At 67.9% G+C, this 23,446-nt stretch carries 15 protein-coding genes, 1 tRNA gene and 1 pseudogene; 7 read left to right on the top strand and 10 right to left on the bottom strand.

The features are described from left to right. The first annotated feature begins 92 nt into the window (after nucleotides 1-92). On the top strand, nucleotides 93-1,043 hold the full coding sequence (locus ABV606_RS10130) for an aldo/keto reductase (protein WP_353987620.1): 951 nt from the start codon (nucleotides 93-95) through the stop codon (nucleotides 1,041-1,043). Nucleotides 1,044-1,081: 38 nt separating this feature from the next. Here the strand turns inward: ABV606_RS10130 and ABV606_RS10125 are convergent, their stop codons facing one another. From ABV606_RS10125 to rlmC, 5 genes are all read right to left on the bottom strand, one after another. After that, complete coding sequence (locus ABV606_RS10125; RefSeq protein WP_353988815.1) at nucleotides 1,082-2,368, bottom strand: M18 family aminopeptidase; 1,287 nt, start codon at nucleotides 2,366-2,368, stop codon at nucleotides 1,082-1,084. Nucleotides 2,369-2,406: 38 nt separating this feature from the next. Beyond that, nucleotides 2,407-2,922 carry a glutathione peroxidase gene (locus ABV606_RS10120; RefSeq protein ID WP_353987618.1) on the bottom strand — a complete coding sequence of 172 codons (516 nt, stop codon included), beginning with the start codon at nucleotides 2,920-2,922 and terminating at the stop codon, nucleotides 2,407-2,409. Nucleotides 2,923-2,943: 21 nt separating this feature from the next. Next, the gene (locus ABV606_RS10115; RefSeq protein ID WP_353987616.1) at nucleotides 2,944-6,225 is read right to left on the bottom strand and encodes an SMC family ATPase; all 3,282 of its coding nucleotides are present in this window, start codon (nucleotides 6,223-6,225) and stop codon (nucleotides 2,944-2,946) included. Continuing rightward, nucleotides 6,222-7,454: an exonuclease SbcCD subunit D gene (locus ABV606_RS10110; RefSeq protein ID WP_353987615.1), complete on the bottom strand. Its 1,233-nt coding sequence runs from the start codon at nucleotides 7,452-7,454 to the stop codon at nucleotides 6,222-6,224. Before ABV606_RS10110 ends, ABV606_RS10115 begins: the two co-directional genes overlap by 4 nt. Nucleotides 7,455-7,539: 85 nt before the next feature. Further along, nucleotides 7,540-8,679: a 23S rRNA (uracil(747)-C(5))-methyltransferase RlmC gene (gene rlmC / locus ABV606_RS10105; RefSeq protein ID WP_353987613.1), complete on the bottom strand. Its 1,140-nt coding sequence runs from the start codon at nucleotides 8,677-8,679 to the stop codon at nucleotides 7,540-7,542. 223 nt (nucleotides 8,680-8,902) lie between these two features. Here rlmC and ABV606_RS10100 point away from each other — a divergent pair, with 223 nt between their 5' ends. The 4 genes from ABV606_RS10100 (at nucleotide 8,903) to ABV606_RS10085 (ending at nucleotide 13,946) form a co-directional block, all read left to right on the top strand. Then, nucleotides 8,903-9,475: a PadR family transcriptional regulator gene (locus tag ABV606_RS10100; protein WP_353987611.1), complete on the top strand. Its 573-nt coding sequence runs from the start codon at nucleotides 8,903-8,905 to the stop codon at nucleotides 9,473-9,475. A gap of 37 nt (nucleotides 9,476-9,512) precedes the next feature. Then, nucleotides 9,513-11,213 carry an ABC1 kinase family protein gene (locus tag ABV606_RS10095; RefSeq protein WP_281489479.1) on the top strand — a complete coding sequence of 567 codons (1,701 nt, stop codon included), beginning with the start codon at nucleotides 9,513-9,515 and terminating at the stop codon, nucleotides 11,211-11,213. Nucleotides 11,214-11,230: 17 nt separating this feature from the next. Continuing rightward, complete coding sequence (locus ABV606_RS10090; protein ID WP_353987610.1) at nucleotides 11,231-12,541, top strand: wax ester/triacylglycerol synthase domain-containing protein; 1,311 nt, start codon at nucleotides 11,231-11,233, stop codon at nucleotides 12,539-12,541. Nucleotides 12,542-12,725: 184 nt separating this feature from the next. Next, a complete protein-coding gene (locus ABV606_RS10085; protein WP_353987608.1) occupies nucleotides 12,726-13,946 on the top strand; it encodes an IS481 family transposase in 1,221 nt (406 codons plus the stop codon). A gap of 60 nt (nucleotides 13,947-14,006) precedes the next feature. On the opposite strand, the gene ABV606_RS10080 is transcribed toward ABV606_RS10085, so the two are convergent. The 3 genes from ABV606_RS10080 to ABV606_RS10070 form a co-directional block, all read right to left on the bottom strand. Next, nucleotides 14,007-14,083: transfer RNA gene (locus tag ABV606_RS10080), tRNA-Met, on the bottom strand. Nucleotides 14,084-14,243: 160 nt separating this feature from the next. Continuing rightward, complete coding sequence (locus ABV606_RS10075; RefSeq protein WP_353987607.1) at nucleotides 14,244-17,156, bottom strand: UPF0182 family membrane protein; 2,913 nt, start codon at nucleotides 17,154-17,156, stop codon at nucleotides 14,244-14,246. Between the two features lie 97 nt (nucleotides 17,157-17,253). Beyond that, the gene (locus ABV606_RS10070) at nucleotides 17,254-18,357 is read right to left on the bottom strand and encodes a YlbL family protein (protein WP_353987605.1); all 1,104 of its coding nucleotides are present in this window, start codon (nucleotides 18,355-18,357) and stop codon (nucleotides 17,254-17,256) included. Between the two features lie 127 nt (nucleotides 18,358-18,484). On the opposite strand from ABV606_RS10070, the gene ABV606_RS10065 reads away from it, so the two are divergent. Both ABV606_RS10065 and ABV606_RS10060 read left to right on the top strand, forming a co-directional pair. Continuing rightward, the gene (locus ABV606_RS10065) at nucleotides 18,485-19,822 is read left to right on the top strand and encodes a zinc-dependent metalloprotease (RefSeq protein ID WP_281489468.1); all 1,338 of its coding nucleotides are present in this window, start codon (nucleotides 18,485-18,487) and stop codon (nucleotides 19,820-19,822) included. A 139-nt stretch (nucleotides 19,823-19,961) separates the two neighbouring features. Next, nucleotides 19,962-20,747: pseudogene (locus ABV606_RS10060) on the top strand (TOMM precursor leader peptide-binding protein); the annotation flags it as partial. Nucleotides 20,748-20,751: 4 nt separating this feature from the next. Here ABV606_RS10060 and ABV606_RS10055 read toward each other — a convergent pair. Together ABV606_RS10055 and nudC are read right to left on the bottom strand one after the other, a co-directional pair. Next, nucleotides 20,752-22,497 (bottom strand): ATP-dependent helicase, encoded by a 1,746-nt coding sequence (locus tag ABV606_RS10055; RefSeq protein WP_353987604.1) that lies wholly within the window; start codon nucleotides 22,495-22,497, stop codon nucleotides 20,752-20,754. Then, the gene (gene nudC, locus ABV606_RS10050; protein WP_281489466.1) at nucleotides 22,494-23,438 is read right to left on the bottom strand and encodes an NAD(+) diphosphatase; all 945 of its coding nucleotides are present in this window, start codon (nucleotides 23,436-23,438) and stop codon (nucleotides 22,494-22,496) included. The genes ABV606_RS10055 and nudC overlap by 4 nt, the downstream gene beginning before the upstream one ends. Between the last annotated feature and the right edge of the window lie 8 nt (nucleotides 23,439-23,446).

Here is a 23,446-nt window from a genome sequence, read left to right as displayed (position 1 = left end):
GCCGACGGCACGCGATGCACGTCGTTCAGGGGCGCCTGGGATACTCGGGAACGCGCCGATGACCGGCGATCGCACCCGAAAGGAACCCAGTCATGCCCCTGCTCGGACGCTCCGACCTTGAGATCTTCCCTCTGGTGCTCGGCGGGAACACCTTCGGGTGGACCAGCGACGAGGAGACTTCGTTCGCCGTGCTCGACGCGTTCACTGCGGCCGGCGGAACCATGGTCGATTCTGCGGACGGCTACTCGCACTGGGCGCCCGGCAACACCGGTGGCGAGTCGGAGACCGTGATCGGCAAGTGGCTGAAGTCGCGGGGCTCGCGAGACGCGCTGCAGGTCGCGACGAAGGTCAGCACGCATCCGCAGTTCAAGGGACTGGCTCCCGACAACATCGCCAAGGCCGCCGACGCGTCGCTCGCACGCCTCGGCACCGACTACATCGACCTCTACTACGCCCACTACGACGACCCGTCGGTTCCGCTCGTCGAAGCCGCGGGCGCGTTCGACGCCCTGGTCAAGGCCGGCAAGGTGCGCCACATCGCACTGTCGAACTTCACTCCCGAGCGAATCGATGAGTGGTTCGATGTGGCCGAGCAGCACTCGTTCGTCAAGCCGATCGCGCTGCAGCCGCACTACAACCTGCTCGCGCGCGAGCCGTTCGAGTCGAGCTACGCGCCGCTCGCCGAGCGACACGGTCTCGGCGTGCTGCCCTACTTCAGCCTGGCCGCCGGCCTGCTGACGGGTAAGTACCGCAACGCCGCCGATGTCGAGGGCGCTGATCGCGCGAGGCAGACGGCCAAGTACATGAACGACCGCACCTTCGGCGTGATCGACACCCTGGTCGAGGTCGCAGCGTCGGTCGATGCGGAGCCGACCGCCGTCGCTCTCGCATGGCTTCGTTCGAAGCCGGCGGTGGCGGCGCCGATCGCCAGCGCACGCCACGTCGGGCAGCTCGACGCCGTACTGCGCGGAGCGACTCTCGAACTCCCGGCCGATGCACTGGCACGCCTTGACTCGGTGTCGGAGGGCATCGCAGCAGCCTGAGGTCGCTGCGCCGGCGCCGAGATCAGGCGCTGGCGCTGTCAGGCGCCGGCGGCGAAGGCCGCGAGCGCACTGCAGAGCGCCGCTGCGTCGTCGACGTGGCACAGTTCGCGAGCGGAGTGCATCGACAACAAGGGCGCACCGACGTCGACCGTGCGGATGCCGAGCCTCGTTGCCGTCAGCGGCCCGATGGTCGAACCGCACGGCACCCCGTTGTTCGACACGAATTCCTGGTACTTGACACCCGCCGCTTCGCACACTCGCGCCCAGAGCGCGGTGCCGTGGGCGTCGCTGGCGTAGCGCTGATTCGCGTTGAGCTTCAGCAACGGGCCGCCGCCGGCGCGCGGCTGATTGTCAGGGTCGTGCTTCTCGGCGTAGTTGGGGTGCACCGCGTGGCCGGTGTCGGCCGACAGGCACCACGAGCCGGCGAGCGCCCGCGCGCGCTCTTCGCTTCCCCCTCCTCGCAGAAGCACGATGCGCGTGAGCACGTCATCGAGGAAGGGTCCGCTCGCACCCGAACGGCTCTCAGACCCGAGCTCCTCATGGTCGAAGGCTGCGAGCACGCTGATGTGATCCAGGCCCGAATGCTCTTCGAGGAGCGCCCGCACACCGGCGTGAACGGACACCAGGTTGTCGAGTCGGCCGGCCGCGAACAGCTCGCCCTCCGCTCCGAACCTGGCGGGGTGCGCGGTGTCGGCAGTGAGCAGGTCGAACCCGACGACATCATCGCGGAGCACGCCGACTGAGCGCGCGAAGCGCTCCAACAGGTCACCCTCGCTACCCGTGCCCCACACGGGCTGCACATGACGCTGCCGGTCGAGGGTCAATGCCTGATTCGCATCCCGATCGAGATGGATCGCGAGCTGCGGAATACGCAGCAACGGCCCGGTGCGCACCAGGTGCTCGGCACCGCCACGGGTGACGATCCTTCCCGCCAATTCGAGTTCGCGGTCGAGCCAGGAATTGAGAAGCGGCCCGCCGTAGACTTCGACACCCGCCTGCAGCCAGCCGTGCCGCGCGTTGCTGGGGTTCGGTTTCAGCTTGAACCCGGGCGAGTCGGTGTGAGCACCGATGATGCGGAACGGCGCCACCGGGTCCACAGTCTCGGGGGTGCGCCACGCGATGACGGCGCCGTCCCGGATCACCACCGCGCCGGGTGCCGACGCGATCCGCGCCGCCTGCGCGCTCCAATCTTCGTGCTCGAGCAGCCGCACGAACCCGGCTGCCTCAAGCCGCCTCGCGACTTCGGCGGCGGCGTGGTACGACGAGGGAGACGCCTCGATGAACGCGGCGAGGTCATCGGCATAGGCCACCGCAAGGTCGCGCATGTCGTTCTTGCGGTGATGTCCCGCCGCATTCGCGGCGCTCACGCGGGTGGCTCTTCTCCGCCCAGGACGGTCTCGAGCACCGAGACGAACTCCGGGTCAGTCGGTTGCACCTTTGGGCGCACTCGCGCTGCAACCGTGCCGTCGGCGCCGACCAGGAACTTCTCGAAGTTCCACTGGACGTCGCCAGCCGTCCCCGCTGCATCAGGCGCGCCCGTGAGCGCCGCGTACAGCGGATGCCGGTTATCGCCGTTGACGTCGATCTTGCTGAACACGGGGAAGCTGACGCCGAACTCGGTGCGGCAGAACTCTTGGATCTGCTCGTCGGTGCCGGGTTCCTGCTCGCCGAATTGGTTGCACGGGAAGGCGAGCACTTGAAGTCCGCGCTCCCCGTATTCGCGTTGCAGCTGTTCGAGGCCCTCATACTGCGGCGTGTTGCCGCATTCAGAGGCCACGTTGACGATGAGCAGCACCTTCCCGCGGTGCTCCTCGAGCGTGATGTGCGAGCCGTCGGACTTGCGGATGGGGACGTCGAAGGGCACGGTGACAACGCTCATGCCTCGAGCGTACCCAAGGGGTCAGGCCGCATCTGCCTCGGGCTGGCCGGGTGGTTCGCCGGAGGGGCGGCCGGTTGCTGAATGCCGCCCGGTCGCGCCGGGGTCGTGGACGGGTGGGACAGCGTCCGGCTGGTCGAGCACGCTCCAGCCGTGAGGAGTGACGTTGATGCGCAACGTCGCCGGGATCTGTTCACGCATCGCCTCGACGTGACTGATGAGCCCGATTGTGCGGCCGCCTGCGCGCAACCCGTGGAGCGTGCTCATGGCTGTCTCGAGCGTGGCGGCGTCGAGAGAGCCGAACCCCTCGTCGATGAACAGGGTGTCGAGCGTGATACCCCCTGCGCGTGAGGTGACGACTTCTGCGAGGCCGAGCGCGAGCGCGAGCGAGGCAAGGAATGTCTCGCCGCCAGACAGTGAATGAGTGGCCCGCGCCACACCGGTGTGCTGATCCAAGATCGCGAGCCCCAGCCCAGAGGCTGCTCGCCGATACTGCACCTCGTCATCGTGCACCAGCGAGTACCGCGCGTCGGTCATGACCCGGAGACGCGAGTTCGCGGCGTCGACGATGGCCTCGAGCTCGGCGGCGAGCACGTACGCTTCCAAACTCATCTTCCGGGTGTTGGGTTCATCGCCCTTCACGGTGTTCGCGAGCTGGAGTATCCCTTCATAGCGCTCTCGAGCGACGCGCGTGCGTTCGAGCGCCTCCAACGCTTCGTCGGTGAGCCGTCGCGCTTGAGTGAGTTGTTCGGCGCGTGCGCTTTGCGCTGCGACGGCACCATCTCTTGCGGCGCGAGCGACCGCCAGTGAGGACTCGGCGCGTGCTGGGTCTGCCGGTTCGGTTGGCAGATCGCGGAGTTGGGGATCGTCGAGCGTCGCGCGATGGCGGACGACCTCGTCGTCATGCGCCTTGATGCGCGCGCGGGTCTTCTCCAGTTCGGACGGCTCGAGCCTCGCTTCTCGCACTTCGTCCGCTTCAGCGAAGCCGTGGGCCTGGAGACCCTCTTGGAGTGCCCTCGCTGCACGATCGAGCACCGTCTTGCGCTCGGCAAGCGTGGCAGCCGCATCGCGCACCCTCTTGACCGCATCCGCACCGGACACAAGGGCGTGCATGCGTTCTGCGATGGAGGCGTGGTCTCCGCGCCGGCTCTCGATCGCTGCGGCCATGTCGTCATGGCTCCGGAGCGCCGCCTCCTCGGCGGCGACCGCGGCTGTGCGGTGCTCGCGAGCATCGGCCGCGCGCTCCTGAGCCTGCGCGAGTTCGTTCAGGAGCGAATCGAGGGCAGTGCTCTGCGTCGTCACCATCTGCGCTGCAAGACGCGAGGCCTTGGCTCGCTGCTCGGCGGAGGCGATCGCCTCGTCGACACTCGCGAGCGGATCGGCAAGGTCGAGGAATCGGCCTAGCCGTGCTCTCGCTGCCGCAAGCGCTTCGCGACTCGCATGAACGACGGCTGCCGTCTCATCGAGCGCGGCTCGTTCGCGGTCAAGCTGCTCAGTGGCCTGGTCGATGTCGTGTTGCGAGACGGCGTCATCGCTCGGCGCAGCGGGAGCAGGGTGCTCGTTCGATCCGCACACGACGCAGGGAGCGCCGGATTCGAGCTGGGCGGCCAGCTCGGCGGCGTACCCCCGGTACCGGGCTTCGCGCAGCGCGGTGAGTCGCTGTGCTGCCTCGCCGTGCCGTCTGGACGCGCTGAGTTCCTGCTCGACGGCACTCGCGAGTTCAGGCTCCAGACGCTGAACCGCTCGGGCCGCTTCCCGGGTCTCTCCAAGGCGCTCCAAGTCGGCGAGCGCGTTGTCGATCTCGGCAGCGAGGAGCTGGTGAGCGTGGAGTTCGTGACGGATGACGTCGATGCGCGCGGGCAGCGACCGAGCCCGTTCTTCGAGCTGCTCGAGCTCCTGGTCGAGGCGCTCGCGACGCAGTTCAGCGGCAGCCGCCGCCTCTGCCAGCTCTGGCAGGCGGCGCTCATCGGCGGCTGCCGACTCGAGGGCGCCCTTGTCGGCGATGATCAGGTCGAGGAACGGCGCGAGTGCGTCGTGATCACCAGAGAGCACCGCCGCGGCGGTGGCAGCGGCTTCGGGTCTCTGCAAGGCGCGGAGCAATTCTTCGACGACATCGCCCAAGCCCCGGAGCGCTTCGGCGGCGCCGTCGCCGGCAGCCGCCCAACCGGAAGCCGCGTCTGCGTGAGCGATCAGCGTCGGCCACACGCCGGCCGCGCGCTCGGCGCGCTCGACGAGCGCGCGCGACTCATCAGTGCGGTCGGCCAGCGCTTCGAGCTTGAGCAGCGCCGACTCCGCCGCTGCTCGCCGGAGCTGGCGCTCGGCGAGCGTCAGTTCCGCGTCGCGGTGCCGCTCGGCCTCTTCGACCGCGACCGAATGCCGAGCAAGCGCTGCTGCCGCTTCCGCCGCGCGTTCTTCGAACCACTCGATGGCCATCGTGAACCACAGAGTTGCGACGTCCGCCGCCTCGAGGTCCACCGTCTCGCCGTCCGCCGTTTCGCCGTCGGCCCGCTCGCCGTCGGCCTCCGGTGCCTGAACCCGGGCGACGCTGGCCTCAAGCACCTCCGCCGGGCCGGAATCCGCGTCTTCGCACGTGGCTCCGGAACCTGCGTCGGCAGAACGTTCTTCGACCCATCCGGCTCGCTCCAGCAGAGCGGCAAGCTCTTCGCGCCTGTGCTCGACGCTCGACTCGGATTCATCCACCGCTGCCTTCGCTGCTGCGCGAAGGCTCTGCAACTCGGCCTCGAGCTGTTGGAAGCGTCGAGTGCCGAACAGCGTGCGGAGCAATGCCAACCGGTCACTGCTCTTCGCGAGCAAGAACTCCTGGAAACGGTTCTGGGCGAGCAGGATGACCTGAAGGAACTGCTCGCGGGAGAGCCCGATCAGCTCGCCCAGTCTGATGCCGACGTCGCGAGGTTTCGCGGCGATCCCTGTCCATACCCCATCGCGGAGCTGTTCCAGCGTGGCGGTTGCGGCCTGCGTGGTGGTCCCGCCTCCGCGCTTGCGAGGACGCTCGTACTCAGGTGAGCGCGTGACCCGGTAGCGGTCACCGTGAATGGTGAACTCCAGCTCAACGATCGTGTGATCGTCAGCAGCGCAATGGTCGCTACGGAGCCTCGGCTTCGTGCCCTCATAGCGCGGTACCCCGTCGTAGAGCGCGAAGCAGATGGCATCGAGCAGACTGGACTTGCCCGCTCCGGTCTTTCCCGAGATGAGGAAGATGCCGTCGTCTGCGAAGTGCGAGAAGTCGACGACCTGCTCGGTCTTGTATGGGCCGAAACCGGCCAGGCGCAGGCGTTCGATCTTCATGCCGTCGCCTCCCGCGCGGTGAGGCTCTCGAGCACGTCGTTGAGCACTTCGAGTTCGAAGTCGGTGGCGCCCACACCATTGCGCACATGGCGCAAGAAGCCGTCGATGAGCTCTGGATCGGACTTCGCCTGCACTCGGTCGCCGTAGCGACGAGCGTCGTCGGGCGCGATGCGCGCAGGACGGTGGTCAACTCGCGCGCAGTGCGGGAACCGCTGCTGCAGCTTGCGCATCGCGTCGATCGGCCGCACCTCGTCGGTGAGCACCGCGCTGACCCAATCTCCCTCGTGATCGGCGTACTCGGGGCCCTGCATCAGCTCGTCGAGCGACGCTTCCAACGTGCTCAACCGGCGCGGCACCGGGAGATCGAGCCAGGTCACTTCTTGCAGCCCTGCCGCTCCGAGCTCGACAAGCCAGGCGCCGCGAGGTTTGAAGCCCTCGCTGAACGAGTAATGCAGCGGCGCACCGGAGTATCGGACCCTCGGGCTCAGCGTGGACCGCCCATGCAGGTGACCGAGAGCCACATAGTCAGGGCCGTCGAACACCTGGACGGGCACAAGGTCGAGGCCGCCGGAAGTGATGTCTCGCTCGAGTCCGACGGTCTGCTCCTCGCTTCGGCGGACCGCGCTTGCACTGCCAGCATCCGCTCGGCCGATTGACTCAGCCGCGTCTTGCTCGTCGTGACGAAAGGCCACGGCGAAGCAGTGAGCCAGCGCGACTGAGCGACCACCCCGTTCGCTCAGGTCGCGTCGCACCCGCTGCATCAGGAAGTCGAGCGCTTTGGCGTGGGAGCGCGCTGCGCAATCCGGGAACTCGCGGCGCAGCAGGATCGGCTCGGTATACGGGATGCCGTAGAAGTGCACGGGGCCATGCTCATCGTCGATCGTGACGGGCCGGTCGGCTCGGTCGGCCCGCGTGATGACGTGGATACCCCCGAGCGCGGCGAACTGCGATTGGAAGCCGAGCCTGGTCGCCGAGTCGTGGTTACCACTTGTGAGCACGACCCGTGCACCGGCGTCGCGCAATCGGGCGAGAGCCTGACTCAGCGTCTCGTACGCCTCGACCGAAGGGGTCGTGGTGTCGAACACGTCGCCCGCGACCGCCACGACATCGACCTGCTGGGACCGCACGTGCTGCACGAGCGCATCGAGCACCTGAGCGATCGCGGGCAGCGTCGAGTTGCCGTGAAAGCTGCGACCGATATGCCAATCGGAAGTGTGCAGGATGCGCATGCAGCAACGCTAACCGCCGGCACCGACATCCCAGGGTCAGCACCCCGGAGCCGCTCGATCGATACTACAGCCGACCGGCGGCGGTTCAGCGTCGCTCGAGCAGGGTGATGACTTCGTAGTGCCCGGTGTGCGGGAACATGTCGAGCACGCGTGCGCGGACCGGCAGCAGCGACGGCATCCGCTCGAGGTCCTTGGCGAGGCTCTGCGCGTTGCAGCTCGAGTACACGACGTGTCGCACACCACTCCCCTCGAGCCATTCGGCGAGCGTCGAACCGATGCCGCGACGAGGCGGGTTCACGATCACGAGGTCGGGTGCGCCGCTGTGCTCGACGGCGAACGCGGTGGCATCACTGGTGACGAATCGCAGACCCGGCATACTGCGCGCTGCCAAGCGGGCGCTCTCGATCGCCTCGGCGCTCGCTTCGACACCGACGACTTCGCGGCCCGGCGCTCCCGAGTTCGCATCCATGAGGGCGGAATGGAGCGCGAACCCCCCGACACCGCAGTACAGATCCCACACCGACGACGGGCCGACTTCGTCGACCCACTCGCGCGCCTGGCGGTACAGGGCGGCGGCGATCTCCGTGTTCGTCTGGAAGAAGCTCTGCGGACGGAGCATCATGCGGATGCCGTTGACCTCCATCGTGAGCGTCTGCTGCTCGGTCAGCGGAATCTCCTCAGCGCCCTCGACGACCGCCTTGTGCTCCGGCAACAGGTTCGCCGAGGCGACCCGCAGCTGCGGCATCCGTTCGAGCAGTGCCGGGAGATGCTTGCGGATGCGCGGCAGCGCCTCCGTCGTACGCAGCACGAAGCGCAGCAGCAGTTCGCCGGCGGGCGACTCCGTGAGGATGAGGTTCTTCAGCTCGCCGCGGCGACGAGGCACGCTGTACGGCTCGAGCTTCGCCAGCCCGATGAACTCGGCGAGCGCAGGGAATGCCGCTCGCAGTCCGGGCTGCAAGATGCCGCAATCGCGCAAATCGACTCCGGCGCCGCCAGCGTCGAGGATTCCGAGGGTGGGATGCTGCTGGCTGCCACCGACGACCATCTTCGCCTTGTTGCGGAATCCCGTCTCACGACTGGCGACCGGCGGCATCCACTCGATCGTCCGGTGCGCGGCGAGCAAGTGGCGGGCGTGTCGGTCCTTGCCGGCCAACTGCTCGTCGTACGACTGGCCCATCAGCGTGCAGGAGCCGCACACGGCCGCATCGAAATAGGCGCACTGCATGGCGCGGCAAGTCTACGCGGGAACGAGAGGTAGGAACCTTGGCGCCGTAGAAGCGAGCCGACACTGATCGCGACCGGGCCGGGCCCGATCGTCGACGAAGGCTGAGAGCAGTCCGATCGTCTGCCGCGACTACGTCGAGAGCCCCTTCGCGCCACTCCCCTGCCGCGAGTAGCCGATATATCGTTTGCTATCGCTAAGGCGACACGACGCCTGGGAGGTTGCCATGGACCGTTCATATCCGGGAGACCGCTTCGGCGGCCGCCGTCGCACCCCAGGAGGAGGCCGAGCCGGAGGCGGCAGCGGACTCTGGGAGGCGATGGAGCAGTTCCGCGATGCGTTCGAGGAGCGCGTCGGCACTCGCATGGGGCGCGGTGACGTTCGTGCGGCGATCCTTTCGCTGCTGGCGGAGCAGCCGATGCACGGCTACCAGGTGATCAACGAGATCGAGAAGCGCAGCCACGGCATGTGGAAGCCGAGTCCCGGTTCGGTGTATCCAGCCCTGCAGCTGCTCGCCGATGAGGGCCTGGTGACGGCGGCGGAAGCCGACGGCAGGAAGACGTACTCGCTGACCGAGGCGGGGCGCGCGGTGGCCGAGGACGCGAACGATTCGGCGCCATGGATGATGTCGGGCATGGGGCACGCGACGCATGGCGCCGCTATTCCGCGAGCGGGTTCCAAACTCGCGCAGGCCGCCGCGCAAGTAGCGCGCCACGGCACGCCCGAGCAGGTGAACCAAGCGGTCGCCGTGCTCGATGAGGCCCGGCGTAGGCTGTACTCGATCCTCGCCCAAGACTGACCGCGCGCCGCGCACCCGTCGGCGTCAAGGAGTTCCGATGGCCGACGTGAGGCAGATGCGCGCCCGCTACCGGCGGCTCCTGCGGTTCGCCTTGCGGTACATGATCGAGGCCTGGTGGTTCGAGCTCGTTCTGCCGCGGATCGGATTGCGCGGCCCCGCCGCTCGCGGACGCCAAGCTCGGCTTCGGCGAATCGCTCGGAACTTCAGGGTGCTCGCCGTGGCGCTCGGCGGCCTCATGATCAAGGTCGGCCAATTCATGTCGTCTCGACTGGATGTGCTTCCTCCCGAGATCACCAAGGAGCTCGAGGGGCTTCAAGACGAGGTGCCTCCGGAGGAATTCGAAGCCATACGAGCTCTGGCAGAAGCCGAGCTGGGGCTGCCGCTCGAGCGCGCCTACGCCTACTTCGATCCGACACCGCTCGCCGCAGCCTCCCTCGGGCAAGCGCATCGCGCTCGCCTGACGGCAGCTGCGGCTGACGACACCGGCTTCAGCGACGCGGTCGTGAAGGTGCAGCGACCCGGTATCGAGGCGATCATCGCGGTCGATCTCGCGGCGTTGCGCAAGGTGGCAGGGTGGCTGCAGCGGGTGCGGCTGGTGTCGAGCCACGTTGACGCTCCGCGGCTCGTGGAAGAGTTCGCAAAGACCAGTCTGGAGGAGGTCGACTACCTCCACGAGGCACAGAACGCCGAGCGTTTCGCTGCCGCATTCGCGGACGACGAGCGAGTCCAGGTGCCCGCCATCGCTTGGGAGCGCAGCACCCGGCGCGTGCTCACGCTGCAGGACGTCACCGCCATCAAGATCAACGATGTCGAGGCACTGCGCGCCGCCGGCATCGACCCGTCTGCGGTAGCGAGGGACTTCGCGCCTGTGATGCTCGACCAACTCTTCATCGACGGCTTCTTCCACGCCGATCCGCACCCGGGGAACCTCTTCGTCACACCGGTGCCGGGCGGACCCGACGTCGAGGGCCGTCGCTGGACCCTCACCTTCATCGACTTCGGAATGATGGGCGAGGTCTCCGACTCGTTGCGGCAGGGCCTGCAACGGTTCCTCATCGCAGTGGCCGCGCGAGACGGCCGGCAACTCGTCGAGAGCATCCGCGCCCTGGGGGTGCTGCTGCCCGGGGCCGAGACCAGGCAGTTGGAGCAGGCCCTGACGGCGCTGTTCGCACGCTTCGGCGGCATGGGATTCGCTGAGCTCAGACAGGTCGACGAGCGCGAACTCCGGAGATTCGCGATCGAATTCGGCGACACCATGCGCTCACTGCCGTTCCAGCTGCCGGAGAACTTCCTGCTCATCATCCGAGCGATGTCGCTCACGTCAGGAATGTGCAGCGGGCTCGATCCGACATTCAACATCTGGAGCGCTGTCGAACCCTACGCTGCCCGCTTGCTGCGGGAGGAGGGGGGCGGAGCGGTGCGGCAGATCGCATCGGACGCGCTCGACGCAGCCCGGACGCTGGCCTCGCTCCCCCGCCGGATCGACTCCCTGACGGACCGGTTGGAGGAGGGTCGGCTCGCGATCGAGGTGCCGCGCCTCGAGCAGCGGGTTCGCGCGCTGGAGCGCATGGGGCGCCGACTCGTCTCGGCCGTGCTCTTCGCGGGGCTGTTCGTCGGAGGCATCCTGCTGCGCAATGACGACGACGATGTCCTCGGCTCGGTGCTGATGCTCGTGTCCGTGCCGCCACTGTTGCACGCCGTCACTGCCGGGCTCGTGAGACGGCGCCGCTCGGACTAGCGCTTGCGGTGCAGATGATGGCTAGGTCGCAACGGGAGGCGTTCGAGCCGCTCAGCGCCGCCGACGCGTCGAACATCGCCATCGACGCGCCTGACCAAGTGAATGCGTTCCTCATGGCCGGCGTGCTCGCACCGGGTGGACCGGCGAGCACTGATGGCACGGTGGACATGGCCGCGCTCCGACGACTGCTCAGCGAACGCCTGCGTGCAGTGCCGCGGATGGCGCAGCGGGTTGCTCGGCGCCGTTCGAGGCTGGTGTGGGAGCCGGCGACGCTCGATCTCGTTCGGCACGTGCGCGAAGTCGACCCCGTTGAGGGCCTGCCCGGTTTTGAGCGCTTGTGCGCCGCGCTGATCGTCGAACCGCTCGCCACGGACCACCCGCTGTGGGAAGTGCTGGTCGCTCCCGGCGTCGCGCCGAGCCGGTCGGGAATCGTGGTCCGCATCCACCATGCGATGGCAGACGGAATCGCCGCCGTGCGGCTCGCGCAAGCCCTGCTCGACCCGACACCGGCGACCAGCAACCGCGAGGTGATGCATCCGCCGCAGCCGGGCCCCGCACTCGGCAACTCTCCATCACGCCGTGCCGCGCGAGCGAAGCTCAAGACGCTTGTCTCGGCGGTGCAACGCACCGCCGCGATGTTCCGCACGGCCGTGCCTCGCACTTCCCTACTCGGGCCGCTCGGAGCCATCCGCACGATCGCGTTCGCCGACGTGGAGTTGCAGCCTCTCGCTCAAGGAGCCGCTTCGGTGGGCGCCACACTGAACGACGCGCTTCTAGCCGCAGTGGGCGCCGGTGTTCGGAGCGCACTCCTCGACACGGGTGAGGATCCTCCTGCAACGCTCCCGGTCAGCGTTCCAGTCGCTCTCCCAGATCGAGGCGGCTCGGGAAACGCGGTCGGCGTCATGGTCGTGCCCTTGCCGATGGCGGAAGCAGCGACCGAAGTCCGACTCAGCGAGGTCGCGGGGCTCACACGGGCCAGGAAGACCGACGCCAGGTCGCGTGGAACCCTCGAGATCACGCGGATGCCGTTGACCGCACGCATTTTCGCGCGTTTCGCCCGGCACCAGCGCATGGTCGCACTATTCGTCACGAACGTGCCCGGCCCACGGGATTCCCTCTCCCTCGGCGGTGCTCCGCTGGAGCGGATCTGGCCCGTGACAACCCTGCAGGGGAACGTGAGGGTGGGCGTATCGGCGCTTTCGTACGCCGGTCGTCTCATGTGCTCGATCCACGGCGATGCAGCTGGCGTGGATGCTCGACGAGTGGCGGCGGGTCTGCAAGAGGAATTCGCGCGGATCACCGGCCTCGCCCAGGCTCCGAAGGATTGACTGCAGCGGGCTCAGCACGGGCAACGCACGGGGGAAACAAAACAGCCGAACCCGCGCTTAGCGAGTCCGGCTGTCCGGGATGTCCTGAGACATCACATTGGTTGCGGGGGCAGTGTGCTGGCTCAGGACATCGTGAACGCATGTCTCAAGACATAGTGAACGCTCCGGCACGCCAGAATCAGCGGTGTCGCGAGCCCGTCTGGTCATCACCGCTGTCGTTGTCGAAGGTCGCTCCCAAGCCGAAGTCGCCCGCACCTACGGGGTTTCCACCGGATGGGTGAGCACCCTCGTGAAGCGGTGGCGCGAAGAAGGCGACACCGCCTTCCAGCCCCGCTCGAAACGGCCGCATCGCAGCCCCACGCAGACCCCGCCCGAGGTGAGCGACCTCGTACTGCGGCTACGGTCGACCCTGTCGACGGCAGGCCTTGATGCCGGCGCGGACACGATCGCCTGGCACCTGGAACACCACCACCACGTCATGCTGTCCCGGGCGACGATCAACCGGATCCTCACCCGCGCCGGCCGAGTCATCCCCGAACCGAAGAAGCGGCCGAAGTCCTCCTACCTGCGATTCGCAGCGGAGCTGCCGAACGAGTGCTGGCAGTCCGACTTCACCCACTACCGGCTCACCGAGCCCGATGGCGCCCCGGGCGAGGACACCGCGATCATCACCTGGCTCGACGACCACTCCCGCTACGTCCTCCACGCCTCCGCGCACCAGACGATCACCTCGAGAATCGTCCTCGACACCTTCACCGCCGCAGCCGACCTGCACGGCTACCCCGCGTCAACACTGACCGACAACGGCCTCGTCTACACCGTCAGGCTCGCCAGCCAGCACCGCCGCGGCGGCCGCACCGCCCTCGAAGCCGAGCTGCGACGCCGCGGCATCACCCAGAAGAACGGCCGCCCCAACAGCCCCACCACGCAAGGCAAGGTTGAACGCTTCCAGCAGACGATGAAGAAATGGCTCACCGCTCAGCCCGCGCAGCCGGCGACCCTGCCCGAACTGCAGCAGCTGATCGATGCATTCCTCCACACCTACAACCAGCACCGGCCGCACCGCTCCCTGCCGCACCAGGCAACCCCGGCCGCGGCTTACCGGGCACGGCCGAAAGCGACCCCGAATCGTGACCGCAGCGCCGACACGCACGACCGGATCCGTCGCGACCGCATCGACGACTCCGGCGTCGTCACCCTCCGCCACAACGGCAACCTGCACCACATCGGCATCGGCCGAACCCACGCCCGAACCCACGTCATCCTGCTCATCCAGGACCTCGAAATCCGGGTCGTGAACGCCGCCACCGGCGAACTCCTCCGCGAGCTCACCCTCGACCCGAACCGCGACTACCAGCCCACCGGCAAACCCAAAGGACCAGCCCGGCCGGCGACAGCGAAATGACAAACGCTCCGAACCCAAAATTGTGGGTTCGGAGCGTTCACGATGTCTTGAGACATCACATGGTTGCGGGGGCAGGATTTGAACCTACGACCTCTGGGTTATGAGCCCAGCGAGCTACCGAGCTGCTCCACCCCGCGTCGTGATTACGAGCTTACCAGAGCGTCTCCCGGGCGTCGAATCGAGCAGACGCGTCGCACGCGCGAGCTCGTCGATGACGACGAAGGGCGGATGCCGGAGGTCACCCCCGGCATCCGCCCTTCACACGTGGGCCCGCTGCTTGCGGCGCCGCGACTCCGACTACTGATCGCCGGACGCGGCGATCGCACGCTCCAGCGCGTCCTGCAGCCGCTGATCGGCCTGGGCCGCAGCAACGAGATCGTTGCTCGCGTAGGCGGCCTCACGGTCGCGGAGGGCCTGAGCCGCGTCTTGCAGCGCCTGGTCGAGCTCAGTGCTCGGCTGTGTCGGCGTGCCGGGCTCGGCAGGCGTGCCGGGCTCGGTCGGCGTGCCGGGGGTCGTCGGCTCAGCAGGCACATCGCTGTCACCGGCGGGGGCGCCTGAGTCGCCGCCGAACAGGGCATCCAGCGCCGCGTCGAGCGTGTCTTCGAAGGCGATGCCGTCACCGAAGGCGACCAGCACCTTCTGCAGCAGCGGGTACGCCGTCTCGGTCTTCGACTTCACGTAGACCGGCTGCACATAGAGCAATCCGCCGCCGACGGGCAAGGTCAGCAGGTTTCCGCTGAGCACCTCGGTCTCGCCCTGTCGCAGCAGGTTGAGCTCTCGCGACACGGTCGGGTCGGCGTTGAAGTTCGCCTGCACCTGACCTGGGCCGGGCACCGTGTTCTGCTTGGGCAGGTTGAGCAGGGTGAGCTTGCCGTAATTCTCCGAGATCTCGCCCGGTGTCGACCCGGCATCCGCGTTCACAGAGAGGTAGCCGAAGAGCACGTTACGAGTCGACTCGGCCGTGCCTCGCGGGATGAACGTCGAGTAGAGGGAGAACGCGGGCGAATCCTCCCCCGGCATCTGCATGGTCAGGTAGTACGGCGGCTGCAGCGGGGGGTTCTGCCCCGTGGCCGTCGGCTCGTTCGGCGCGACCCACGCGTCGTTGTTCGAGAAGAACGTGGTCGGGTCGGTCACGTGATAGGTGCCGAGGATCGAGCGCTGCACCTTGAACAGGTCGGCCGGGTAGCGCACGTGCGCCATCAGGTCGGCGCTCATATCGGTGATCGGATGCAGCGACGAGGGGAAGATCTTCTGCCAGGTCTGCAGCAGCGGATCCTCCTCATCCCAGGCATACAGGGTCACGCTGCCGTCATACGCGTCGACGGTCGCCTTCACCGAGTTGCGGATGTAGTTGATGTCGTCGAACGCGACCACGGGACGCGGTGTGTTCGTGTCGGCGATCACATCGGAGAGCTGCTCCACCCGCGAGTACGGATACGACGCGCTCGTGGTGTAGCCGTCGACGATCCAGACCAGCCGGTCGTCGACCACGGCCGGATACGCGTCATTGTCGAGAGTCAGATACGGCGCGACCTTCTTCACGCGGTCGCGGGGGTTGCGATCGTAGAGGATCTGAGACTCGGAGTTCACCGCGTCGGAGAACACGATCTGCTCCGACTGGAACTTGATCGCGTACACGAGCTGGTTGAAGAAGTTGTCGAGCTTCGGACCGCCGTCGCCCTTGAACGTGGTGTTCGCGTCCTGCGAACTCTCCTCATCGGCACCGCCGGCCGGGAAGTCGAACTCGACGGGAGCACTGCCCTCGGGCGCGCCGACAATCGAGTACAGCGGCGACTGCTCGCCGAAGTACACCCGCGGCTCGTAGTCGCCCAGGGCACCGGTCGAGGGGATGTCGGCCTCGAGGAACACGGGCTGCCCATCGACCGAGCGCTGGTTGCCGTAGGCGGCGACCACTCCATAGCCGTGGGTGTAGACGACCGTGTCGTTGTACCAGTTCGACTCCGACAGACCGCGCTGGTTGAGCTCACGCACCGCGATGACGGTGTCGGTCACCTTGCCGTCGATCTCGTAGCGGTCGACGTCGAGGTGGTTGGCGAAATCGTAGTAGTTGCGGAACTGCTGCAACTGCCCGAACGCATCGCTGACGAGCGCCGGGTCGATGATGCGGATGTTCGCGGTGGTCTGAGCGTCGGTGCGCAAGGCGCCGGGCTCAGCATCCGTCACTGCGTTGTAGCGAACCTCCTGCACATCGGAGACGCCGTACGCGGCCCGGGTCGCGTCGATGTTGCGCTGGATGTACTCGGCCTCGACGACACGCTCGTTCGGGTCGACCTGGAAGCGCTGCATGACGAAGGGGTAGCCGACCCCGACCACGAGGCTCGCCACGATGAGCAGCGCAGTGCCCACGATGGGAAGTCGCCACCGGCCGATCACCGCGGTGACGATGAACAACACGGCGACGAGCCCCGCGATGATCGCGAGAATGGCTCGGCCGGGAATGATGGCGTTCACTTCGGTGAAGCCGGCGCCGGTCTGCAGGTAGCCCGTGGAGGGGCTGGAGAGCGTGGCGTACTGGTCGAGCCACAGGCTCAGGCCCTGCAGGGCCAGGTAGACAGCGCCCGTGACGGCGAGCTGGACCCGAGCCGTGCGGGAGATGCGCACCTCGCGACCGCTCACACGGATGCCTCCGTAGAGGTAGCTCGTGGCGAGCGCCGCGAGCGCCGAGATCAGCACTGCCGCCGAGGCGAAGCCGACCACGCCGTGGTAGAAGGGCAGGTCGAAGATGTAGAAGCCGATGTCGAGACCGAACTGCGGATCCGTCTCGCCGAACGGCGTGCGGTGCAGCCACTGCAGGGCCACCTGCCAGCGGCTGGCGGCGGCGAGGCCCGCGAAGATGCCGAATACGACCGGCACGACCCACATCGCGAGACGCCGGAGCGGCTCGATGAGTTGCTGATAGCGGTCGAGCTGGGCGTTGAGCTTCGCGTACACAGGGCGCCAGCGGAAGGCGATCTGAATGCTCACCCAGACAGGCAGCGCCATTCCCAGGAAGCCGATCGCGAACATCACGGCGGTCGCTATCCACTCGGTGGTGAGCACCGGGAGGAAGCCGAGCTGGTTGTACCAGAGCACGTCGGTGTAGAGGCCGGAGAACGCGAAGAACAACACCACCAGCGCGGCGAGCACACCGGCAGTGATCGCGATCGTCCGGCGTGATTTGTTGGCGGGTGGGGATGCTGTTGACGTCAAGACGGCGCTCCAGGCTGCGGTTTACTGCGGTTTAGCGAACTGCGACACTCGGGTGGCTCCCCATCCTATCGACGCCGCATCACGGCTGACCGACAGTTCAGCCAGTGCACACCGGCAGGCCGGCGACATCCCCCGAGGCGATACCACGCAGCGCGTCGAGCGCATCATCGAGCGTGTCGACTCGGAACACCGACAAACCGTGGGGCTCGTTCCCGGTGACCTCGTCGCAGTTCGCCGACGGCGCGAGGAACCATTCGGCTCCGGCATCCCTGGCTCCATACATCTTCTGACGGATGCCGCCGATCGGCCCGACAGCGCCGGTGGCGGAGATGGTTCCGGTTCCCGCCACGGCTTCGCCGCCGTTGAGCGCCCCCGGGGTGAGCTTGTCGATGATGCCGAGGGCGAACATCATGCCGGCGCTGGGACCGCCGACATTCTCGAGCTGGATGTCGACCTCGAAGGGGAACTCGTACTCGCTTCCGACATACACCCCGACCATCGGAGCCGCGGGCTCGGAGTCGCTGAGCTCGGGGCGAAGCTCGACCCGCTGCTCGACACCGTTGCGCCGCACGACCATCTCGCCCGCGCGGTCGGTGCCGTTGTCTGCGATCGCGGCACGCAGGCCGGTGACATCGGTGAAGGTCTCGTCGTTGAAGCTCACGACCACGTCGCCGGCCTGTAGCTTTCCGTCGGCGGGGCCGCCCGGGATGACCTCGGCGATCGTGAGCACGCTCGAGAAGCGGTAGCCCAGTTCGGTCAGTGCCGCAGCGATGGCCTCGCGCTGCGAGTTCTCCATCTCGATGCGGCTTCGCTCGGCGGACTGCTCGCGGGACAGCCCCTCGGGGAACACCGAATCGACCGGCACGACCGAGCGAGTGGGGTCGAACCAGGCTGGCACCAGTTCGATCCAGCTCGGCGGTCGTTCGCGAGTGCCCACCACGCTGACGGTCAACAGTGAGAGAGCACCCTCGGTCGGGTACGTCGGCTCATCGGGGATCTCGATCAACGGCACATCGCCCGCCGGGGTCTCGACCACGCCGAGGGTGTCGAACACCGGACCGGGACGCTCGATCACGTACGGGGCGGGAAGCATCGACAGCACGGCCGCGCTGACCATCCCGATGCCGAGCACGGTCCAGCCGAACCATCCGGAACGCGAGCGGGCGCGCTCAGAATCGGTTCGATCGGTGAAGAGTGCCACGCTGTCCTCGGCTCGAGCGGCCGGCCGCGGCGGGCGCCGCGGGCGCACAGCCGCGAGCACTCAGCCTATGACAATGAGCGAAGCAATTGCGCGGGCGCCGCCCAGGTGCAGCGGCTAGCGTAGAGGCATGGCCGATGATCCCCGGAACGACCCGAGCGAGGAGTTCCGCGAGTTGCTCCGTGCCTTTCTTCAAGGCGATCCCGACTTCGACCCGGCCAAGCTCGCCGGCGCCGCGGGATTGCCGGCCGACCCTGCGCTGCTCGCTCAATTGATGCGGCAGTTGCAGGCCTCGATGCAGTCCGCCGGTGACGAAGGCGTGAACTGGTCCCTCGCCGAGGAGCAGGCGAGCAACCTCGCTACGCGGAGCGCGGTCGTGACGCTCCCCGAGGAGCGCGCGCGCCTCGAGCAGGCGCTGCATGTCGCCGGCCTCTGGCTCGACGAGGCGACGGATGTCGGCGAGCTCCCGACCACGCCGAAGCTCATCAGCCGCGCCGAATGGGTGAAGGCCACCATGCAGGTGTGGCAGCAGATGACCGAGCCGGTGGCCACCTCCATCTCAGAGGCCTTGACCCGAGTGCTCAACGAGCAGGCGCCCGACGAGTTCGCCTCGATGCTCGCCGGTGCGAGCCGCCTCATGCGGAATGTCGGCGGCACGCTCTTCGCCATGCAACTCGGGCAGGTCGTCGGCCAACTCTCGACAGAAGTGGTCTCGGGCGGCGACATCGGCATCCCTCTGCTCGATGAGCAGACCGCGGCCCTGGTTCCCCAGAACGTGAAGGGCTTCGGTGCGGGTCTCGACATCCCCGAGGAGGAGATCGCGCTCTATCTCGCCACTCGGGAACTCGCGCACGCCCGCCTGTTTCGTCACGCCAAGTGGCTGCGACTGCATGTGATCAGCTCGATCGCCGACTACGCGCGCGGCATCCGCATCGATGCGGGACACCTCGAAGATCTCGCCGAAGAGATCGACCCGAGCAACCCGGAGCAACTGCGCGAGATGCTCTCGAGCGGTGCTCTCATCCCGCCGAAGACGGAGGAGCAGACGGCCGCCCTCGCGCGCCTCGAAACCACCCTCGCGCTCATCGAGGGCTGGGTCGATGTGGTGACGACCGCTGCAACGAGTCGACTGCCGAAGGCCGCCGCCATCGCTGAGACCGTGCGTCGGCGTCGAGCGACCGGCGGGCCGGCGGAGTCGGCCTTCGGTGCGCTGGTTGGGCTGGAGCTGCGGCCACGCAGGCTGCGCGAGGCCCTCGCCATGTGGAACGCCGTGACAGCGGCGGTTGGCCCCGAGCGCCGCGACGAACTCTGGGCGCACCCCGACATCATGCCGACGAGCGAGGACATCGACGACCCGGCAGGGCTCATCGCGCGGCTCTCGGAGACCGAGCCCGAGCGCGACGCCATCGACCAGGCCATCGAGGACCTGCTCAACGACGACTCCGGGGATCGCCCGCACGAGGCGTGAGCCGCTGGGCGGACCCTCGTGGTTCACGGCCCGGCGCGTGGCGACGGCCGTCCTCTCGGCTGCCCGGTGGCGCTGCGGAGGGGCCGTCATCCGTGGATGGATTCTGCGCGGAACGGGGACGGCCGGGCATCATCCCGGCATGATCCTGCGAATCGATCCTCGTTACTCCCCCGTGTGGCGCTCCCCGACCGCGCTCCAGTTCGGCACCGAACGGGCGGCGCTCGTGCTCGACGACCCGAAACCGGTTGAAGAACGCCTCATCGCGGCACTCGAGGGCGGCGCGAGCCGAGGCGGCCTCGCCATCGTGGCGCGATCGCACGGTGGGGACGACGCGCTGCTCGACGATCTGCTGCTGCGACTCGAGCCCTTGATGGCGCGTCCTCGGCCGAGCCCCGCATTGCGAGTGGTCGGCGCGGGACCTGTCGCGGCACGCGACCGGCTTGCCGAACTGCTGATCGCCCAGGGCTGCGAGGTGACGGTCGAGCGGCCGCAGGCCCGCGGGGAAGGTCAGGTGCGCGAGTCGGCGTCCACAGCGGCGGTTCGATCACCCGAACTCGCGATCGTCGTTGCCGAGCATGTGATTCCTCCGCTCGAGCACGGTCGGTGGCTGCGCGACGACGTGCCGCATCTGCCGGTCGTCTTCGGCTCCGAGTACGCCAGCGTCGGTCCGCTCGTGGTGCCGGGCGCCACGCCGTGCCTTTACTGCCTGGATCGCCATCGATCGGATGCCGACGCCGCTTGGCCAGCGATCGCGAGCCAACTCTGGGGGCGCGCGAGCCGCACGGCGACACCGCTCGTGACCGCTGAGGCCGTCGCCCTGACCACCAGGGTCGTCGAGCGCTGGCGCGACCGTGCCGAGCAAGCCGCGGGAGCGACCGACACACCTTCAACAGCGGTGCAGTACCTGGTGGAGGTGGCGACGGGCTCGGTCAGCGAGCGTCTGATAGAGCGGCATCCGGAATGCGGCTGCGCAGATCTTGGAGGAAGCGGCTCGGCGAGCGTGACCCCGATCTATGCTGCCCGTCGCGAGCCCAGGAGATCCGCAGCGAGCGCCGCGCGCGCGTGACCCCCACGTAGAACAACCGCCGTTCCTCCTCCACGCCACGCTCATCGCGAGCGTGACTGATCGGCAGCAGCCCCTCGGCCGCGCCGACGAGGTACACGTGGTCCCACTCGAGCCCCTTGGCGCTGTGCAGGGTCGCGAGTGTGACGGCGGCGAGTCCGGGCTCATGCTGAGCCGCCTGGCGCTCGAGCAGGTCGGCGACGAAGTCGTCGAGCGTCGTGCCCTCAGGGGCGTCGTCGGCGAGCCCCATGATCGCGTTCAGCGCTTCCCAGCGGTCGCGGGCGGCGCCCGGTTCCTCCGGCGGATGCTGTGACCAGCCAAGCGGGCGCAGCACGTCGCTCACATGCTTGAACAGCGGCCCCGCCGGGCGCGACAGCGCGTAACCGCGCAGTTCGAGCACGGCGCGTTTGACCTCTGGCAGGTCGAAGAACCGCGTGGAGCCGTGCGTGCGCACGCTGATTCCCGCTGCGGCGAGCGCCGATTCGATGACGGCCGACTGCGCATTGGTGCGCATCAGCACGGCGATCGCATCCGCGCGCTCACCGGCTTCGATGAGCGCGGTGATCCGCGCAGCGATGGCGTGCGCTTCCGCGTGGTCGTTGCGGAACTCATCGATCTCGAGGTCGGAGCTCCCACTGGATGCTGCCTGCGCGGCGCGCTCTGCGGGGTGCAGTTCGAGCGCCCCCGGCCGACCGCGCATCAGCCGATTCGCCGCCTCGATGATGGCTGGCGTCGACCGGTAGTTGCGCTCGAGCTTGACGATCGTCGCATCCGGGTAGCGGGAGCCGAAGCCGAGCAGGTAGTCGCTCGAGGCGCCAGCGAAGGAGTAGATCGTCTGGCTGGCGTCACCCACGACGCAGACGTCGTCACGATCGCCCAGCCACAGTTGCAGCAGGTCGTGCTGGAGGGGCGACACATCCTGGTACTCGTCGACGACGAAGAAGCGGTACTGCTCATGCACATGCGCCAATGCACGCGGCTCGCTCTCGAGCAGACCCGAGGTCACGAGCAGCACGTCCTCGAAGTCCATGAGCCGTCGCTCGTCTTTCAGCCGCTCGTACGCCAGATGCAGGTCGAGCACGGTCTGCGTCGCAAGGTGCGCCGACACCGGACGTGACGCGAGCACGCCCTCGTAGTCGGCCATCGGCATCCGGCGCACCTTGCGCCATTCGATCTCGCCGGCGATGTCGCGGAGCGCGGCCGTGTCGATCCTGATGTTGACCGAGTCAGCAGCATGCGCGAGAAGGCGCGCCTTGCTGTCGATGATGCGTGGCATGCTTCCGCCGATGAACTGGGGCCAGAAGTAGTTGAGCTGAGCCAGCGCGCCGGAGTGGAATGTTCGCGCCGCGACCCCGGTGGCGCCGAGTGCGCGAAGCCGCGAACGCAGCTCGCCCGCGGCACGATTGGTGAAGGTCAGCGCCATGACCCTCGAGGGCGAATACACCCCACTGGCCACGCCGTACGCGATGCGGTGCGTGATGGCTCGGGTCTTGCCCGTGCCCGCCCCGGCGAGCACGCACACCGGTCCGAGCAGCGCACGAGCGGCGAGTCGCTGCTCGTCGTCGAGGCCGCGCAGCACATCGTCGGCCGAGGTGAGGCGCGCGCTCGTCACGGGCGAGAACCGTCTTCGATCTGCGCGCCGTACCAGTGCTCGATGAGTGCACGGGAGATCGAGGAAGGACCGGGAAGCAGCAACTGCGGCAGGGCCGCCGTGAGTTCGTCGCGACTGAACCAGCGAAGATCCAGGATCTCTTCACCGTCGGGGACCGTCGCACCGTTCCAATCGTCGTGCACGCGCGCAGTGAACCCGAGCATGAGCGACGCCGGGAAGGGCCAAGGCTGGCTGCCCAGGTACATGGGTTCGGTCACCAGTACGCCGGTCTCTTCGAAGACCTCGCGTTCCACCGCCGCTTCGAGCGACTCGCCGGGTTCGACGAAGCCGGCGAGCAGCGAATAGCGGTTGTGCTCCCACATCGCATTGCTGCCGAGCAGCAACCGGTCATCGCGATCGGTGACCGCGACGATCACCGCCGGGTCGGTGCGCGGGAAGTGCTCGGAGTTCGTCGGATCGACTCGTACCCAGCCGCCCATGGTCACCGTCGTCGGCTGACCCGAGCGCGGTGAGAACTCGTGGGCCCCATGCCAATTGAAGATCGCGACCGCTTCGGTGAACAGGTTGAGATCACGGGGGCTCAACAAATGAGCGATCGAACGCAGCGCCCCCCACTCGACCTCGAGCCGAGCAGCGACCCCGGCGTGGGGGTCACCGCTGAGCGAGACGCCGAGCACGGGAGTGCCCACCGGCTCGGTGGGTGTCGCAGCGCGGGTGCGGCCAAGGTAGACGACCGGTTCGATCCTCGGCACCGCGGAAGTCGGCAGCAGACGCAGGGCCGCAGCGCCCTGAATGGGCGCCTGCCCGTCCATGACCACCAGCACTCGAGCACTGGGGTCGTTCCACAACCGGTCGACGAGGTCCTGGTCGAATCGCGCCGCATGGTCGCGGTCGACTTCGGAGCGCACGAAGGGCAATCGCTGTGAGACCGATTGCGTCATGCTGTGAT

Origin of the sequence: Ruicaihuangia caeni, assembly GCF_040536845.1 — a bacterium.
Classification (GTDB): domain Bacteria; phylum Actinomycetota; class Actinomycetes; order Actinomycetales; family Microbacteriaceae; genus Ruicaihuangia; species Ruicaihuangia caeni.
This window is presented reverse-complemented; position numbering and strand designations above follow the sequence as displayed.